Source organism: Flavobacterium sp. GW821-FHT11G01 (assembly GCF_058808175.1).
The window spans coordinates 198,844-216,756 of sequence record NZ_JBXARK010000006.1 but is presented as its reverse complement, the minus strand read 5'-3'; the positions used below and the strand labels follow the sequence as shown (position 1 = coordinate 216,756).

16 protein-coding genes are annotated in these 17,913 nt (G+C 30.9%); all 16 read right to left on the bottom strand.

Annotated elements, in window-relative coordinates; translation table 11 throughout:
- Window positions 1-12: 12 nt before the first annotated feature.
- Window positions 13-954, bottom strand: coding sequence for a glycosyltransferase family 2 protein (locus AC1RRN_RS13070; RefSeq protein ID WP_492967702.1), 942 nt, complete (start codon window positions 952-954; stop codon window positions 13-15).
- 1 nt (window position 955) lies between these two features.
- Entirely contained in the window at window positions 956-2,350 is a 1,395-nt protein-coding gene (locus AC1RRN_RS13065; RefSeq protein ID WP_492967701.1) for an oligosaccharide flippase family protein, read from the bottom strand.
- Between the two features lie 6 nt (window positions 2,351-2,356).
- On the bottom strand, window positions 2,357-2,761 hold the full coding sequence (locus AC1RRN_RS13060; protein WP_492967700.1) for a polysaccharide biosynthesis C-terminal domain-containing protein: 405 nt from the start codon (window positions 2,759-2,761) through the stop codon (window positions 2,357-2,359).
- On the bottom strand, window positions 2,758-3,627 hold the full coding sequence (locus AC1RRN_RS13055) for an NAD-dependent epimerase/dehydratase family protein (protein ID WP_492967699.1): 870 nt from the start codon (window positions 3,625-3,627) through the stop codon (window positions 2,758-2,760). Before AC1RRN_RS13055 ends, AC1RRN_RS13060 begins: the two co-directional genes overlap by 4 nt.
- Complete coding sequence (rfbG, locus tag AC1RRN_RS13050) at window positions 3,620-4,696, bottom strand: CDP-glucose 4,6-dehydratase (protein WP_492967698.1); 1,077 nt, start codon at window positions 4,694-4,696, stop codon at window positions 3,620-3,622. Before rfbG ends, AC1RRN_RS13055 begins: the two co-directional genes overlap by 8 nt.
- 2 nt (window positions 4,697-4,698) lie before the next feature.
- On the bottom strand, window positions 4,699-5,469 hold the full coding sequence (gene rfbF / locus AC1RRN_RS13045; protein ID WP_492967697.1) for a glucose-1-phosphate cytidylyltransferase: 771 nt from the start codon (window positions 5,467-5,469) through the stop codon (window positions 4,699-4,701).
- 156 nt (window positions 5,470-5,625) lie between these two features.
- The gene (gmd, locus tag AC1RRN_RS13040; RefSeq protein WP_492967696.1) at window positions 5,626-6,699 is read right to left on the bottom strand and encodes a GDP-mannose 4,6-dehydratase; all 1,074 of its coding nucleotides are present in this window, start codon (window positions 6,697-6,699) and stop codon (window positions 5,626-5,628) included.
- Between the two features lie 67 nt (window positions 6,700-6,766).
- A complete protein-coding gene (locus AC1RRN_RS13035; protein ID WP_492967695.1) occupies window positions 6,767-7,717 on the bottom strand; it encodes a GDP-L-fucose synthase family protein in 951 nt (316 codons plus the stop codon).
- A 6-nt stretch (window positions 7,718-7,723) separates the two neighbouring features.
- A complete protein-coding gene (locus AC1RRN_RS13030; protein WP_492967694.1) occupies window positions 7,724-8,791 on the bottom strand; it encodes a Wzz/FepE/Etk N-terminal domain-containing protein in 1,068 nt (355 codons plus the stop codon).
- Window positions 8,792-8,800: 9 nt separating this feature from the next.
- The gene (locus AC1RRN_RS13025; protein ID WP_492967692.1) at window positions 8,801-11,239 is read right to left on the bottom strand and encodes an SLBB domain-containing protein; all 2,439 of its coding nucleotides are present in this window, start codon (window positions 11,237-11,239) and stop codon (window positions 8,801-8,803) included.
- A gap of 38 nt (window positions 11,240-11,277) precedes the next feature.
- On the bottom strand, window positions 11,278-12,324 hold the full coding sequence (gene rfbB, locus AC1RRN_RS13020; protein WP_492967691.1) for a dTDP-glucose 4,6-dehydratase: 1,047 nt from the start codon (window positions 12,322-12,324) through the stop codon (window positions 11,278-11,280).
- A 12-nt stretch (window positions 12,325-12,336) separates the two neighbouring features.
- Window positions 12,337-13,344: a mannose-1-phosphate guanylyltransferase gene (locus AC1RRN_RS13015; protein ID WP_492967690.1), complete on the bottom strand. Its 1,008-nt coding sequence runs from the start codon at window positions 13,342-13,344 to the stop codon at window positions 12,337-12,339.
- Between the two features lie 33 nt (window positions 13,345-13,377).
- Window positions 13,378-14,661, bottom strand: coding sequence for a nucleotide sugar dehydrogenase (locus AC1RRN_RS13010; RefSeq protein WP_492967689.1), 1,284 nt, complete (start codon window positions 14,659-14,661; stop codon window positions 13,378-13,380).
- A gap of 297 nt (window positions 14,662-14,958) precedes the next feature.
- The gene (locus AC1RRN_RS13005; RefSeq protein WP_492967688.1) at window positions 14,959-15,423 is read right to left on the bottom strand and encodes a UpxY family transcription antiterminator; all 465 of its coding nucleotides are present in this window, start codon (window positions 15,421-15,423) and stop codon (window positions 14,959-14,961) included.
- Window positions 15,424-15,504: 81 nt separating this feature from the next.
- Window positions 15,505-16,896 carry a UDP-glucose 6-dehydrogenase gene (locus AC1RRN_RS13000; RefSeq protein WP_492967687.1) on the bottom strand — a complete coding sequence of 464 codons (1,392 nt, stop codon included), beginning with the start codon at window positions 16,894-16,896 and terminating at the stop codon, window positions 15,505-15,507.
- A 28-nt stretch (window positions 16,897-16,924) separates the two neighbouring features.
- On the bottom strand, window positions 16,925-17,908 hold the full coding sequence (locus AC1RRN_RS12995) for an SDR family oxidoreductase (RefSeq protein WP_492967686.1): 984 nt from the start codon (window positions 17,906-17,908) through the stop codon (window positions 16,925-16,927).
- Window positions 17,909-17,913 lie beyond the last annotated feature (5 nt).

The following is a 17,913-nucleotide window of genomic DNA, read 5'->3' as shown; positions in this document are numbered from 1 at the left end:
AAGAATTTTAAATTAACTTTTATTTCCCCTATTATTTTTATAAAATAAATACACTGGATATAATAAATTTACAAGAAACCATTTAAATCGATACTTAAGTGGGAAATTAAATTTATTTTTATAAAATATTTCTCGATTATTTTTATTTTTTTTAACATCACTAACAAGCTTTAATAAAGGGAATAAATTAAAAATATTGTCTAAATATTTGGCATAAGCTATATCCGAATATGGTTTAATCTTGTTTGGCAATAGTTTAAACCAAATTGGAATATCTTGAAAATAAATTTTAACAGACATATCCTGCCAGGTCTTTTCGACTTCTATAGTTTGTATAATTTTAGTACTAATTACTCCAAATTTACCGGTTGAATATTGACTTAATGCAAGTTCCCATAGTACTCCAGAATAAACATGATTTGTTGTATCTATATATTTTGAATAATCCTGCTTATCAAGAAGCTTCGCTCTATCAACATTAACAACAACATTCCCGAAAGGAATCTTATCCCATAAAGATAAAAACGCACGGCCAACGCTATCTGAATCATGTATATCATGAATTCCCTCTTCATAACTTTTTATTGTATTTCCATCGAGGAGCACAATAAAATCAAGATCCTTTTCCAGATAAGAACTTAGTGTTGAATTTGAATTATCGTTTAAACAATCATCATCTCCAAGTAACCAACAATATTTACTTTTACATAGATCTAAGAATTTAATCATATTTCTATCAATTCCTATATTAGTAAAATTTGGCGAATATTGTATATATTCAGATTTAAATTCATCTACAACATTTTTAGCTAAATCATCTTCATTATTATCTGATACTATTATTTCATATAAACTCTCAGAACTCCAATATTTAAAAACACTTTTTAAAGTTTCTCTAAGTGAATCTTCGCGCTTATATGTTGGTACAAAAAAGGATAAATTCTTATCATTCATATTAACTTAATATTTTTGTTAGTCGCTGACTAGTTTTTGTGCTAAAAATAAAATAATAAACTTGAATAGGAGACAAAATAGAACTAATCCCTATACAAATAATGTTACTAATAATAATTCCGTTTAAGCCAAGACCGCAATATTTAGCGAGATAAATAGATAATGGCACATTTAGAATACCTTGAAAAATTGTTGAGTACATACCAAGATTAATTTTCCCAATACTACCCAAAACACTACCAAAAATATTATTCCAAACAGTAATTATTGAATACACACCAATTAACATTGGCAAATATTCGGGAATTTCCAATGTGTCTCCAATCCAAATTTTAATTATATCAGCAAAAAAATATATGACTATACCGATAGTAATAATAAATGGAATCATCAGCTTGCATAACAAAAGTATTTTAGATTGTATCCAATCTAAATTTCCTTTAGTATATGCCTCTGTATATGAAGAGTAAAAAGGCATCATAACAATATTAGCTAACATAGCAATATTATTAAAAACTAAAAAAGGAATATTATATAACGTAATAAATTTAGGACCAAATAACTGAGTTATAACAACATTATCGGTTGAGAATATTATCATAACCGTAATTTGTATTATAAAAAATTTACCTCCTAAGGAAAGTAATGATTTAACTTTATCTTTTTTAAAATACTCTAATTTAGGAATTAAGTTATTATATACTTTGTAAAAAAAATAAGACACTAAAGATATGCCTAAAATTAAAGCCAAACAATATATGATTGATACAAATAATAATCCCCCCCCATGTGTAGGAAAAAAAAAATAAATTGTAGCTATAAAAAATAAATTTGTAATTATAGGTGAAATAGCTGTCAGCGAATTACGCTGAACTGCATTCATTACCTGATTTAATAATGATAAGACAAAGTAAATTAACATTGAGTAGATAAATATCATCATAATCCATCTAGACTCTTCAACTGTCAATAATTTGTTTGAATTAAGAACTTGATTTAAATCAACTATAAAAAATAACGGCAGCAAAATTACAATCAAACAAACTGCAATAGATGCCATTAAATAGTAAGCTGTTGAAACATACTCTCTTGCATCCTCAATTTTATTACTGGAAAGTGATTCTGTTAATTTATTTCTTAAACCATTTCCTATACCAATATCCATCAATGAAACCCATTGTATTAATGATAGCAATAACGACCATATTCCATAATTTTCTTCACCTAGTTTATTTAGTAATAGGGGGACCAATGCTATACCCATCAAAACAGATAATGCTTTAAAAGAAACTGAAGAAAAAATTTGCTTTATTAGATTCTTATCTCTGGCTTTTCGGTCAATTTTATGTATTTCTAATTGATTTGATTTAAAAATATTTAATTTGATTTTTCTCATTAAAAATTAAAATTCTGAAAACAGGATGGTGTCCTCTGGTAAATATAATTGATCTGAATATGCTAACAATATGAAATCAGATAAATTGTGATTAATAAAAATATGTGCTAAATGGTTAGGTACATAAATAGTTTCAGCCCTTTTTGATGACAAACTAATAGACATTTTTTCTCCGGTTACAATGTCAACTAATTTTAGCTCACATTCTCCAGTAATGAGTGTAAACCACTCATTAGCTAACCTATGATAATGTCCTCCCTTAGCCTCGCCTCCTTTTGCATTAGTAAGATAAACTTCTCCTGTAAAAGTTGGTAAGTTTTCTTCCAAACCATTTATTACTTTTAAAAACCAACCTCTAGAATCTTCAATTTTATTTCTTTTTATAATTCTTATTTTGGATGATATAGTCATATTTTATCGTATGATTGAATAGTTATTTTTAATCCTTCAACAAGATTAAATTTTGGAGTCCAACCTAGATTATTTAGAATTTGAATATCAGCATTTGATTTCATTAATTCAGTTTCTCTCATTGGTATTTTACCAAATAATAATTCCGTTTTACTTCCCGTAAGTTCTTTAATCTTTTCAACAATTTGTCTTATAGAAACAACCTCACCAGACCCTAAAGGCACATTGTTAAATCCCTCAAATTGTGAAATATTATTAATCATAAATGAATAAGCATCTAAAACATCATCTACAAAAATAAAATCTCTTAATTGGATTCCAGCAGTTAGTTCTATTGACGATGTGCCATTATTCATTTTAGCAATCATACTAGAGATAAATTTAGATTGATCATCTTCAGGACCATAAAAATGCTCTAATAAAATATTAATAGATGTTATTTTTGAAGAGTAAAACTCCAAGCATTCAGAAAATTGATTTTTAAATAATGAATAATGATTTGTCAAATATGGTAAAGAAGTTCCAGTATTTATAAAATATTTTACGGAATTTTCCAAAGCAAATTTTAATACTAATAAAGGAAAATCTAAATTTGCTTCTTTAATTTCAAATATAGTTTCTCCCTTTCTGCCGTAAAGCGTTGCAAAATGAATTATAATATCTATCTTATTTTCATTAAACAAATTTTGCAAACTTTGCTCATCATTATTATAAACTTTGACTGCATCAGATGTCAGTTCAATTTTTGAAATATCAGAACTTTCCCTTTTAACAATGCAAATCTTGTAATCGTCTTTTATAAGTTTTTTTAAGAATTTATTTCCTAAATATCCAGTTGCTCCAGTAAGTAGAATTACTTTATTCATTCAAATAAGATTTAATTTGTACCTCTGTAAAATCATTTATATCCATTGTAGACTGAAACACTTTGTACCAATCAATCGTTGCCGTTATTGTTTGTAAAGCATTCATTTTCGGTTTCCAACCTAATTCAGATAAAACTTTACTAATATCCAACTTCAGCAAACCTGCTTCATGAAGTTGATCAGGCGACTGCTGGATATCAAAACTACCAGTTCCAAATGCATTTATTGCTTGCTTTACCATATCCAAAACAGGAAGGGTATCTGAAGTATAAGGTCCAAAATTATAAGCTTGGGAATATTTTTTTGGAGAGTTAGACAATTTAGATCCTAACAATAAATACCCGATTACTGGTTCCAACACATGTTGCCAAGGACGAACAGCATTTGGATTTCTAATTACAACCGATTCATTATTCTTCAAAGCTCTAACTATATCCGGTATTAATCGATCTTGAGACCAGTCGCCTCCACCTATGACATTACCGGCTCTAGCGACTGCAATTGCTTTCTTATGAATTTCGTATCTATCAAGATTGAAAAAGGAATTTCGATATGAATCTATTACTAATTCAGCGCAAGCTTTACTGGCACTATAAGGATCATATCCTCCTAAACGATCATTCTCACGATAAGGATAATCCCATTCATTATTATGATATACTTTATCAGTTGTAATCATTACAACTGAGCAAGGTTTATTCAACAAATTAATCGAATCTAAAAGATTAGCAGTTCCTATTGCATTAACTTCAAAAGTCTCCGATGGTATTTGATAGGATAAACGGACTAAAGGCTGAGCTGCTAAATGAAATACAAAGTCAGGTTGAAAGTCTAATACTGACTGTGTAAGTTTCTTTTTATCACGTAAATCACCAATAACAGACTCACAGATTGAATCTCCTTTTATTACATAATATAAATCATTTTCTGTATTAGGTTTTAACGCATATCCTTTTACTTCTGCACCCAAAAGTGTTAACACTTTCAACATCCAAGAACCTTTAAAACCAGTATGGCCAGTTAAAAAAATTTTCTTTCCTTGGTATACATTTGTTAATTTTTCTAACATAATTACCAGACTTTCCAAGCAGCTTTACCTACTGTCCAACTTTCTTCTAATTCAGTTCTATCTCTTAGAGTATCCATTGGCTTCCAAAAACCTGAATGCTTAAAAGCAACCATTTGTCCCTCTAATGCCAGTTTCTCCATTGGTTCTCTTTCAAAAGTAGTAGAGTCACCATCAATATAATCGAACACTTTAGGTTCACAAACGAAGTATCCTCCATTGATCCAAGAACCATCTCCTTTTGGTTTTTCTAAAAAAGAATGTACTTCATTATTTTCTTTAATATCCAAAGCACCAAATCTTCCTGATGGTTGAACTGAAGTAACCGTACATAATTTTCCGCTTTTTTTATGAAAATTAACTAAATCTCTGATATTTACATCTGAAACACCATCACCGTAGGTTAGCAAAAAAGGTTCGTCTCCAACGTGAGATTTAATTCTTTTAATACGACCTCCAGTCATAGAATCAATTCCGGTATCAACTAAAGTAATTGTCCAAGGTTCTGCTTGTGAATCATGAACCTTTAAAGAATTATCTTTTAAAGAAATAGTTACATCTGATTTATGCAAAAAATAGTTCGCAAAATATTCTTTTATAACATAGCCTTTATAACCACAACATATAATAAAATCATTGAAACCGTAAAACGAATATGTTTTCATAATATGCCACAAAATTGGCATGCCCCCAATCTCAATCATTGGTTTTGGTTTTAATACAGTTTCCTCAGAAATTCTTGTACCTAACCCACCCGCTAATAGAACTACTTTCATACTTAGAATAAATAAAATTTAAAAATCTCTAAACAATTTTAATGAAATGAATAAACTACAAATAATAATTAATAACCAAATTAAATGCAAAACACATATCCGACATTACTCAAATTATTGAAATACTATACAATTTTTTGCATTTAAGATTTAATTTTAATACAATTTTAAATCACTTGCAATCATTTCTTTAATCAATGCAGATAAATCATATTGAGGCTCCCATTTCAATTGAGTTTTAGATTTTGTAGGATCTCCAATAAGCAAGTCTACTTCTGTAGGACGATAATATTCTGGATCTACCCGAACCACAACTTTCCCTATCTCCAATTGATATAGTGGATTATTACACACAGCAACTTTAGCTATTTCACTTTCATTTTCGCCCTCAAAAATCAATTCAACTCCTACCTCTGCAAAAGCCATTATAACGAAGTCTCTAATATATGTAGTGACACCTGTTGCAATTACATAGTCTTCAGGCACCTCTTGTTGTAAAATTCTCCACATTGCTTCAACATAATCTTTTGCATGTCCCCAATCCCTTTGTGAATTTAAATTGCCAAGATAAAGACATTCTTGTTTTCCTTTAGCAATAGCAGCAGTGGCCATGGTAATTTTACGTGTTACAAAAGTTTCTCCTCGTCTTGGAGATTCATGATTAAATAAAATACCATTACAGGCAAACATATTATAAGCTTCACGGTAATTTTTCGTTATCCAAAAACCGTAAATTTTAGCTGCACCGTAGGGAGAACGTGGGTAAAATGGTGAGTTCTCATCATAAAAACCTTTTTCATTTTTATTTTCCGCTAAACCTCCATAAAGTTCAGAAGTGGATGCTTGATAAATTCTAGTTTTTTTTGCTAACCCTAATATTCTTACAGCTTCTAAAATTCGTAAAGTTCCAATTCCATCTACATTTGCTACATATTCAGGAGAATCAAATGATACTTTCACATGAGACATTGCTCCTAAATTATAAATTTCATCTGGTTGAACTTCCTGAATAATTCTAATAATATTAGTTGAATCAGTCAAATCTCCATAATGCAATTTAAAATTCACATGTGTCTCATGTTGATCTTGATAAATATGATCTATACGCTGTGTATTAAAAGAAGATGCTCGGCGTTTAACACCATGAACCATATATCCTTTTTCTAATAATAATTCTGCTAAATAAGATCCATCTTGACCTGTGATTCCTGTAACAAGTGCTATTTTCATTTTCTCTTTTTTTAATCATGAAAGTAAAGAAGTATAAAAAAGACTCCTTTATTTCAATAATATATATTTACAATTTTACTTCTTTATAATTCCCTTCATTTGCAATAAACCAATCATAAGTCTTCTGAATCCCTGATTGCAAGTTTACTTTATGATTCCAACCTAATGTATGCATTTTTGAAATATCCATTAATTTTCTTGGTGTTCCATCTGGTTTGGAATCATCCCATATTATTTCGCCCTTATGGCCTACAATTTTTTGAATAATTTCCGCTAACTCCTTGATTGTTAAATCAACTCCTGTGCCTATATTATACAAATAGTCAGGTAGTTTATTTTCTAATGCAAAAACGACAGCTTCTGCCATATCATCAACAAATAAAAATTCTCTCATTGGGGCACCACTTCCCCATAACATAACAGGACTATTATTGTTTAATTTTGCCTCATGAAATTTTCGGATCATTGCTGGCAAAACATGCGAAGTATTTAAATCGAAATTATCATTAGTCCCATACAAGTTGGTTGGCATTAAACTAACATAATCTCTACCAAATTGCTTGCGAATTGCTTGACAGGCTTTTACTCCAGAAATTTTTGCAATAGCATACCATTCATTTGTGGGTTCTAAATAATTGGACAATAAGTACTCCTCTTTCAAGGGTTGTGGTGCCAATTTAGGATAAATACAAGAACTTCCTAAAAAAATAAATTTCTCTACATCATTACGGTGGGCGGCATCAATTAGATTATTTTGAATTTGCATATTCTCCATAATAAATTGATATGGATAATCATTATTGGCTAATATTCCGCCTACTTTCGCTGCCGCATCAATTACGATTGAAGGTTTCTCATCTTTAAAAAAAGTAGATACTGCATCTTGATTGCGTAAATCTAGTTCTGAGCTTGATCTACCAATTAAATGTTTATATCCCTTAATTTCCAAAACCTTCCAAATTGCGGCACCAACCATACCCTTATGCCCAGCAATATAAATTTTAGTATCTAGATTCATATTCTATTATTCAAAAATTATTTTGTAAACTCTTTTTAAAATCAAAACGAAAACAGTTAAAAATCCTGCTAAAAATGCTCCCAATAATAAGCCTTTTCCTTTTCCAAAACGTTCTTTAGGTAAAGGTAGAATCGGTCTATCAACAACCTGAATTAACGGTGTTTCTTTACGTAATGTAACTTTAGCCAGTTCAGCTTGTTTCACTAATTCTGTAAGTATTGCAGTATTTGCCTGAACATCAACTTGTCTCCTAGCTGAAGGCGCGCGACGAACATTTAGCGCCGGATTTAAATTAAAAGTATTATCATTAGCAACTGCCACCCCTGTAATAGCCCCATTTAATTCTCCTCTAATAGAATCAACTTGACGTTCTAAAATATCCATATTTATTCTTGCTTTTTTACTTTTTGTATCAACGTAAAATGTTCCTACTTGTTTAGCTAAAGCTTCACAAAAATATTTTGAGAACATTTCGTTTGTAGAAGAAACCTCGATACTTGAAATATTTGATTTCTTATCCTTTTGTCCTACAAATAAATCTGATGCTGATAAATGTTCATACATTCTACCAAGTATACTATCTTGTGTGCGAGTAAATTTTTTACGATCAGGATTAGGTAAAAATTCAATGTTTGATAATTTCGGATTTTCTTTCCAAGTTTCTCTCCAATGATTATTTTGTATATACATCTCCGCTAAAGAAACTTGTTTTCCATTTAAATAAACTGGAGATAATAATGTTTTTTCAACCATAATTCTTGACTTAAATAGCTCTGTTAGATTAGATCCTGCAAAAATTCCTCCACCACTTCCTCCAAGATTTAATCCGAATGAGCTAGCCAATCCAAGTGCGCCCCCTACACCGCCACCTTGTTCATCCTCTAATGCGAAAGATAATGTTGCAGTATAGATCGGCTTTTTTGTAAAGGAATATATTAATCCCAATGAAGCTCCAATGATACCAGCTAAAACAATAATTTTCCATTTCGAAACTAAGTAGAAATACCATTCTTTTACTTTTTGCATCAAATCTTTTAACGAAATTTCATCGTTTTCAATAATTCTATTCTCCATGAAATTGATTTATTTAAAAGCTGTAACAATTAATAATGCTAAACTAGTAAGAACACTACCAATACTAACCCACTCTCCGGTACTCATTTTCTTAGTCTCTGGTTTTTCAGGAACAACAATTTGAGAATCTGGCTCTACGGTAGGATAAGATCGAAAAAACAAAAATGATTTTGTTACATCGGCTTTACCATTAGGATAAATAATGTATGCTTTTTTCTTCCATCCTTTACTATCTACCCCACCAACAGCATTAATATAATACTTAAATCCTTTACCACCACGATATGGGATCTCAGATGTCAACAATACATTACCTGTAACTTTGACTCCTTCATTATAAACCGCAACCTCTATTTCGTCTCCTGGAAATAAAGTCACATTCGAATAGTGATTTTTATCTTTTACAATTTTTTCCCAGTTAACAGGGATGGTTGCATATTTTAGATCTTCTTTTAACTTTTTAGTTAATTTTTCTTTTAGTGTATCATTTTTAGATAAATTCAAATCAATACTTTCTATTTTTTCAATTTGCTCTTCTTTAATAGGTCTCTTAATTTTCATTCCATCTAAATTTGCAATTGAAGTTAGTCCGCCGGCTCGCATGACTACATTGTAAACTGTTTCCTTTTTATTGGCCAAAACATATTTTCCAGGATAACCAACTGCTCCTGTTACCGTTACCATTTGTGGTTTTTCATAAACAGCCATTCGACGAATATTAATAACATCAAAAGGTTTTAAAACAAAGTTTTTAATTTGTTCATTGTTATCAGCTGTAATTTCAAGTTCAATTAATTCAACACGTTTTGGATCAGCATCATCTATTACATCCGATTTTACCATTCGGGCAATTTCTACTCTTTTAGATGCAGAACCTGTCAAACCTCCGACTTGTACTACCAGGTCATTTAAAGTTAAATTTTCAAAATATTCATATTCACCTGGATTTTTAACTTCTCCATCAATAGTAACTTTGTATTCTTCTCTAAAATCCAGAATAGAATAAACTGTTATTATATCTTCTCTTTTTAATTCAATATCAGCATTTAAATCACCTGATAGTGCAGCACTTAAATCTACGTTTACAATTTCTGTGGTTAAATCTGTTTTTAAACGAATAATTCTTGCTCTTTTAGTGTACGCATCTTCCTTAAGGCCTTCAGCTCTTGTAATAAGATCAGAAATTCGCATTCCTTCAGTGTATGAATAATAATCTGGTCGAAAAACAGCCCCTTCAATTTTTATTCGATTTTCAAAACGATTTAAAATCTTAGTTACTCTAAAAACATCTCCCGATTGTGGTATATATGAACTATATTCGCTTTCATTAATATCATGAACTTTAAATTCCTTGCCTGTCTTCTGTATAACATTTACAGAAGCTGTATAGGCAAATTCATTAAAACCAGAAGCAAAATTTAATAAATCAGAGAAAGTTTCTCCTTTTTTCATTTCAAAAATACCAGGACGTTTTACTTCTCCTTCTACTACTACCTTTTGACTATATGCTGGAATTCTAATTACATCATTGTCTTTCAAACTAACATTATCAGATTGATCTCCTTTAACTAAAAATCTATAGATATCTATATTTCTATAAACTTTATTGTTTCTTATTAATTCAATATTTCTGTAACTTCCATTTTTACCAGGACCTCCTGCTAAATGCAATGCATTGTAAACTGTAGCTAAAGATGAAATCGAATAATTGCCTGGCTGTTTACCTCCTACAACTGTAACTTTAATTGTGCGTATACGCCCCAAACTTACACTAACTTGTGATTGACCTGATCGAACTGTGCTATAAACTCTAGCAATTGCAGCTTTAATTTTTTGAGTAGCTGCCTCAATTGTCATACCAGAAACAGCAATTTGACCCACATATTGAATTGTTATTTTTCCTTCAACACTAACAGGAATACTCTCGTTATACTCTTGAACACCGTAAACACTTACTTGTAATTCATCACCTGGTCCCAAAACATAGTTCATTGGAGTCGCTAACTTCAAATCAGGTTCAAAATTTAAGGTTGGATTATCAAATAATTCTGAACCAAAAATTAATGCGTTTGCAGAATCTTTTACTTTCTCATTTTTGATTTGTTCCTGTTTTCTTCCGAATTCAGAATCTTTCTCTTCTAATTTTGGTTTAATACTTTTATCATTCCCAGAATCCTTAGCATTTTTTTTCTCATATGCATTAAGCTTAATCTTAAGCTTATTGAATTCTGCTTGACTCATACCTTTTGACAAAGCCATCGCCTCCACTTGATCAATGGTTGCATTATTGCTTTTTAATTGAGCACTAATTTTCGCTAAATCATCGTCTGAAAGATAATCTACCTGTACTGTACTCAAATCTTTAGATTTCATTATATCCTGAGCATGTACACTTAAAGACATTGATAATATCAAAAAGAGAGTAAGAACGTATGTTATTTTTTTCATATTGAATTAAAATTTAAATCTTAAATTTTTATGATTAATTATGAATATTGTTTTTGATAATAATCCTTATATGTACCTGAAGTTACATTTTTCAACCATTCTTCATTACTTAAATACCAATTAATTGTTTTTTCCAGACCTTCTTCAAAAGTTACAGATGGCTTCCAGCCTAATTCCTTATTAATTTTTGACGCATCAATAGCATAACGTAAATCATGTCCCGGTCTATCCTTCACATAAGTGATTAATTTCGCCGAAGTTCCTGTATTTCTATTTAGTTTTTGATCCATAATTTGGCATAACAATTTAACCAAATCAATGTTTTTCCATTCATTAAAACCACCAATATTATAAGTTTCATGATTTTTACCCTCATGAAAAACCAAATCTATGGCAATAGCATGATCTTCTACAAAAAGCCAGTCACGTGTATAATTTCCATCTCCATACACTGGTAATGGTTTATTATTTATAATGTTGTTTATAAAAAGTGGAATTAATTTTTCAGGAAAATGATACGAACCATAATTGTTTGAACAATTTGTTAAAACATAAGGCAGTCCATAAGTCTCACCATAAGCTCTTACAAAGTGATCTGAACTTGCTTTTGAAGCAGAATAAGGCGAATTTGGATCATAAGATGTAGTTTCAGTAAAAAGCCCTTCAGCACCTAATGAACCGTATACTTCGTCTGTACTAATATGATAAAATCTTTTACCCTCAAAATTACCTTTCCATTGATTTTTCGCTGCATTTAGCAGATTCATAGTCCCAATAACATTGGTTTTCACAAATGCTAAAGGATCTTCAATCGAACGATCAACATGTGATTCAGCAGCTAAATGCAAAACACCATCAAAATTATGTAATGAAAAAAGTTCATTTATAAAGTTCTCATCAACAATATCCCCTTTGACAAAGGTGTAATTTGATTGACTTTCAATATCTTTAATATTCTCCAAATTGCCTGCATAAGTTAAGGCATCTAAATTGAATATTTGATATTGTGGATATTTGTTTACAAAACGTCTAACTACGTGTGAACCAATAAAACCCGCACCACCAGTTATAAGAATTTTTTTCATTGTAAATCTGAATTAATTTAGTAAATCTGAATTTATCTTTTCTAACTCACTGTAGATATCCTTAACATCTTGTGAGTTTTCTTTTTGCAAAATTAAATTTGCAGTATCAGTATATACAAAAATAGTATTTTTTAATCCCAGAAAAGTTGTATGCTTACCAGAACCAATTACCATATTACCATTCTTATCAATAGGATGATTTCTTGAGACCAAATAGTCGTAAACTGATTCAAACGACCCTAAATCTGACCATGAAAAAGAAGCTGGTACTACTTTTATTTTTTTACTGCGTTCCATTACAGCATAATCGATACTAATTGAAGGAATCTCTAATGATAAATTCAAGTCTAAAAATCCATCTTTACTAACTTCCCAAACTGCCTTAGACTTCTCATAAACATCTGGTTGAAATTGTTTCAATTCCTCTAGAAGAACACCTGCTTTAAAACAAAACATACCGCTATTCCATAGAAAGTTACCTTTTGCAATAAATTCTTTAGCAGTGGTTTCATTTGGCTTTTCACGAAATGAAATCACCTTATCTCCTTTTGATTCAATATAACCATAACCCGTTTCTGGTTTAGTCGGTATAATTCCGAATGTTACAATAAAACCATCTTTCGCTTTTGATACAGCTTCATCGATAGCAGAATTATAATTATCCATTAAATCAATAATATGATCTGAAGGAGTAACAATTAAAACATCCTCAGGATTAGATGCAAACGCAGCGAATGCAATTGCAGCGGCAGTATTTCTAGGGGTTGCTTCTACAATATTCACATAAGAAGTATTGGTTTTATCCATAACTTTACCACTCAAATGATGATTATCAACATTCCCCACTACCATCACCTTTTCTGCCAAATGACTATTTCTATCAACAGTCATTTCGAATAAAGATCTACCCTCAAATATTTCTAAATATTGCTTTGGCTGGCTTTTACGAGAAAGCGGCCATAATCTACTACCTACTCCTCCAGTTAATATTACATGTGTAATTGACTTGTCTGTACTCATATTGTTTTTAAATAAAAAAAAGAATTTTAGGTACTATAATCTATTATCAGCTACAGTACCTAAAACTCCCTTTACATCGTATAATAAACTATTTTCTTTTTGCAAATCTGAAAAATTTAGTTTTAAAAATTCATTGTGTGAAACTCCTAAAACAATAGCATCGAATTTATCAGTTGGAACAGAATCAACAGTTACTAAATTATATTCTTTTTTTACATCTTTTACACTAGCGAGAGGGTCGTAAATGGTTACAGAAACACCATATTCTGTTAATGCTGTTATTACATCGACAATTTTAGTATTTCTAACATCCGGACAGTTTTCTTTAAATGTAATCCCAAGCATTAGCAACTTAGCTCCATTTACTGAAATCCCCTTTTTAATCATCAATTTCACTACTTGCGAAGCTACATATTCTCCCATACTATCATTCAAACGACGTCCTGCTAAAATTATTTCAGGGTGATACCCAAATTCCTGAGCTCTTTGTGCTAAATAGTAAGGATCTACACCAATGCAATGCCCTCCAACTAAACCAGGCTTGAATGGCAAAAAATTCCATTTTGTAGCGGCAGCCGCTAATACTTCCTGAGTATCAATATTCATTAAATTGAATATTTTAGCTAACTCATTTACAAAAGCAATGTTTATATCCCTTTGAGAATTTTCGATGACCTTAGCTGCTTCAGCTACTTTTATTGTGGGAGCCAAATATGTCCCTGCAATAATAACAGATTTATATAAGGCATCAACTTTTAAACCGATTTCAGCTGTAGAACCCGAAGTGACTTTTAAAATTTTCTCTACTGTATGTTCTTTATCTCCTGGATTTATTCGTTCAGGAGAGTATCCTGCGAAAAAATCTTCATTGAATTTTAGCCCTGAAACTTTTTCTAAAACCGGAACACATTGCTCTTCTGTTACACCAGGATAAACTGTTGATTCATAAATTACAATATCTCCTTTTTTCAATATTTTACCGACAGATTCGCTCGATTTATACAATGGCGTTAGATCAGGACGATTATTCCTATCAACTGGCGTTGGAACAGTTATTATAAAGTAATTACAATCTGCGAGATCAGTGAGAGCAGTTGTACAGAATAATCCTATTTCAGCCTTGGCATTATTAACCAATACTTCTTTAAGTTCTTCCTCATCAACTTCTAATGTCGAATCTATTCCTGATCGCAGGCTTTCTACTCTTGATTCATTAACATCAAAACCAATAACTGGATATTTTGTGGAGAATAATCTGGCCAATGGAAGACCAACATACCCCAAACCTATAACAGCTATTTTTATGTTCTCTTTCATTTAAAAAATATTAGCTTAAGTAACAACTGAACACGGCTTCGCCATTCCAAGTCACATCTATTTACTTGGCTTTTAAAAAGTATATTCTCGGCAAATATAACATATTAAGTCAATTTATTCAATACGGTTTCCCGTAATACAAGAAAAACAAAAGTTAAAAAAGTAACTAAAATTAGCAACTCCCTATTTGTCAGTATGTAAAAAATTACATTATAAAAAAAACAGAAAATAAAATCTCAAATTAGTAAAATTTTATCTTTCTGTTTTTGACTTTGGCTAAAATAATTATATCTTAACCTATTTATATTTTATTTTAAGTACACATCCTAAAGATTCCAAAACCAAAGTATAATAAGTTTTTGATATTTCCTGAACAATTGCAGTTTGGTTACTGAAAGCTCCAGAATCTAATTTTATTCTATCCCCAACCTGAATTGAAGTCACAGAAATATCGCTTACATTTGAATCACTAAGGCTCTTCTTTATAATATTTATCTCTTCATCTCTAACAATTGCAGGTTTCCCCAGCCAAAAAAGATAACGCACAACACCTGGTGCTTGAAAAACAGCATTTCGATCTATATCTTCGAGCTGTACAAAAACATAGGAATTAAACAGAGGTACTTCTACTTTTTTCTTTCTATCTGACCATTGTTTAATTTGAGTAATTAATGGACAATAACACTCGACTCCTGATTGAGTTAGTTTTTCTGCAACTTTCTTTTCCCATTTGGGTTTTGTATAAACGACGTACCAATTCATAATTCACATTTATTGAAATAAAACTTTCAAGTCAGCATCTTTAATCATTTCACATTAATTCTAATCCAATTCAACTTTCAACTAAGAGCCTATACCTTTGTAAATAAAGCCCATATCTTCTATTTTTTTTGCATCCAATATATTTCTTCCATCAAATAGAAATGCTGGTTTATGCATTGAATCATATATTTTTTTCCAATCGTAAGTTGTAAATTCATCCCACTCTGTTAAAATTGCAATTGCATGTGCTCCTTTGCATGCTTCATAAGCATTATCAAATATTGCTAACGCATTACTATTTTCTTCAACTGATCTGGTTTCTAAATAATCCAAATCACTCAACATTTTTGTTCTTGAAACTTTAGGGTCAAAAACAGATATTTTAGCTTGTTCATTTATTAAATCATTTGCTACATAAATAGCTGCAGATTCGCGAGTGTCATTAGTGTCTTTTTTGAAAGACCAGCCCAAAAATGTAATCTTTTTGTCAGCTACCGTATTGTATAAAGTCTGAACTATTTTATTTGAAAATCTTCTCTTTTGATGATCATTCATAATAATTACTTGTTCCCAGTAATCTGCAACTTCATTTAAACCGTAAGATTTTGCGATGTAAACCAAATTCAAAATATCCTTTTGAAAACAAGAACCTCCAAAACCTACTGAAGCCTTTAAGAATTTTGGACCAATCCTGCTATCCATACCAATTGCTTTTGCCACTTCATTTACATCTGCTCCTGTCTTTTCACATAATTCAGACATTGCATTTATCGAGGAAATTCTTTGTGCCAAAAATGCATTTGCAGTAAGTTTTGATAATTCTGATGACCAAACATTAGTTGTTAAAATTTTGTCCTTATCAACCCAATTTGCATATACATCAACTAATGCATTAATTGCAGCTTCGCCTTCGGAAGTTGTATCTCCACCTATTAATATTCTATCCGGGTTTAATAAATCTGTTACCGCAGTTCCTTCCGCTAAAAACTCAGGATTTGATAATATTTGAAACTGAACTCCATTTCCTGTATTATCTAAAATACTCTTAATGGCTTCGGCTGTCCTTACAGGTAAAGTAGATTTTTCTACTACAATTTTATTTTGCTTTGCTACTTTTGCGATTTGTCTTGCACATAACTCAATATATTTCAAATCTGCTGCCATACCTTTTCCTTTTCCATAGGTTTTGGTCGGTGTATTTACAGATATAAAAATTACCTGAGCTTCATCAATCGCTTTTTCTACTTCAGTTGAAAAAAAAAGATTTCGTCCTCTTGCTTCTGCTACTATTTCTGAAAGACCTGGTTCGTAAATTGGAATATTATCAGTATTTGGATCGTTCCAGTCTTTAATTCTTTGTTCGTTCAAATCAACAACAGTGACTTGAATATGCGGACATTTTTGAGCAATTACTGCCATAGTTGGACCTCCAACATAACCTGCACCAATGCAACAAATTTTTGTAATTTTCATTTATCTTATTGTTATCTTGATCTCTTTTCTATTTCAAATTATTCCAATACCAGCTCACTGCCTCTTTCAATCCTTTTTGTAAAGAATATTTAGGATTATAACCCAATATTGATCTTGCTTTATCTATGCTTGCTAAGGAATGCGGAATATCACCATCTCTATTTGCACCGTAAACTATTTCTACATCAGCAATTTTCGAATCAAATTCAGTGAGATATTTTTTCAAATAGCCCACCAAATCATTTAATGTATTTCGATCACCAAATGCCGTGTTGTAAACTGTGTTTATTGCCTGTGGATTTTGACTTATTATAGCTAATTCATTCATCTGTATTACATTATCTATATAAGTAAAATCCCTTGAATAATTTCCGTCACCATTAATAATAGGACTTTCATAATTCATTAACTGCATAACAAATTTTGGAATTACTGCTGCGTATGCGCCTTTTGGGTCTTGCTTTCTTCCAAAAACATTAAAATAACGCAGGCCAATAGTTTCTAAACCATATGTTTTACTAAAAATCTCCGCATACAATTCGTTTACATATTTTGTAATAGCATAAGGAGATAACGGTTTGCCAATAACATCTTCAACTTTTGGCAATCCTTGAGAATCTCCATATGTTGAGGAACTTGCAGCATAAATAAAACGTTTAACTTTTGCATCGCGAGAAGCAACAAGCATATTTAAAAATCCTGATACGTTTACATCATTTGTCGTTATAGGATCATTAATCGATCTCGGAACAGAACCAAGGGCTGCCTGATGCAAAACATAATCAACTTCTTCAACAGCTGCAATACAATCAGAAATATTTCGAATATCTCCTTCTATTAATTTGAAATTTGAGTTGTTTACAAAATCTTCTAAATTATGTCGATGACCTGTCGAGAAATTATCCAAACAAATTACTTTATATCCTGATTCTAAGAAATACTCACACAAATTTGAACCAATAAAACCAGCTCCACCCGTAATTAAAATTGTATTTTGAGTTGTCGTTTTCATTTACT

What these genes read in the sequence shown, in the direction of transcription:
- AC1RRN_RS13070 (WP_492967702.1), bottom strand. Translation starts at nt 954, where the DNA reads ATGAATGATAAGAATTTATCCTTTTTTGTACCAACATATAAGCGCGAA.
- AC1RRN_RS13065 (WP_492967701.1), bottom strand. Translation starts at nt 2,350, where the DNA reads ATGAGAAAAATCAAATTAAATATTTTTAAATCAAATCAATTAGAAATA.
- AC1RRN_RS13060 (WP_492967700.1), bottom strand. Translation starts at nt 2,761, where the DNA reads ATGACTATATCATCCAAAATAAGAATTATAAAAAGAAATAAAATTGAA.
- AC1RRN_RS13055 (WP_492967699.1), bottom strand. Translation starts at nt 3,627, where the DNA reads ATGAATAAAGTAATTCTACTTACTGGAGCAACTGGATATTTAGGAAAT.
- rfbG (WP_492967698.1), bottom strand. Translation starts at nt 4,696, where the DNA reads ATGTTAGAAAAATTAACAAATGTATACCAAGGAAAGAAAATTTTTTTA.
- rfbF (WP_492967697.1), bottom strand. Translation starts at nt 5,469, where the DNA reads ATGAAAGTAGTTCTATTAGCGGGTGGGTTAGGTACAAGAATTTCTGAG.
- gmd (WP_492967696.1), bottom strand. Translation starts at nt 6,699, where the DNA reads ATGAAAATAGCACTTGTTACAGGAATCACAGGTCAAGATGGATCTTAT.
- AC1RRN_RS13035 (WP_492967695.1), bottom strand. Translation starts at nt 7,717, where the DNA reads ATGAATCTAGATACTAAAATTTATATTGCTGGGCATAAGGGTATGGTT.
- AC1RRN_RS13030 (WP_492967694.1), bottom strand. Translation starts at nt 8,791, where the DNA reads ATGGAGAATAGAATTATTGAAAACGATGAAATTTCGTTAAAAGATTTG.
- AC1RRN_RS13025 (WP_492967692.1), bottom strand. Translation starts at nt 11,239, where the DNA reads ATGAAAAAAATAACATACGTTCTTACTCTCTTTTTGATATTATCAATG.
- rfbB (WP_492967691.1), bottom strand. Translation starts at nt 12,324, where the DNA reads ATGAAAAAAATTCTTATAACTGGTGGTGCGGGTTTTATTGGTTCACAC.
- AC1RRN_RS13015 (WP_492967690.1), bottom strand. Translation starts at nt 13,344, where the DNA reads ATGAGTACAGACAAGTCAATTACACATGTAATATTAACTGGAGGAGTA.
- AC1RRN_RS13010 (WP_492967689.1), bottom strand. Translation starts at nt 14,661, where the DNA reads ATGAAAGAGAACATAAAAATAGCTGTTATAGGTTTGGGGTATGTTGGT.
- AC1RRN_RS13005 (WP_492967688.1), bottom strand. Translation starts at nt 15,423, where the DNA reads ATGAATTGGTACGTCGTTTATACAAAACCCAAATGGGAAAAGAAAGTT.
- AC1RRN_RS13000 (WP_492967687.1), bottom strand. Translation starts at nt 16,896, where the DNA reads ATGAAAATTACAAAAATTTGTTGCATTGGTGCAGGTTATGTTGGAGGT.
- AC1RRN_RS12995 (WP_492967686.1), bottom strand. Translation starts at nt 17,908, where the DNA reads ATGAAAACGACAACTCAAAATACAATTTTAATTACGGGTGGAGCTGGT.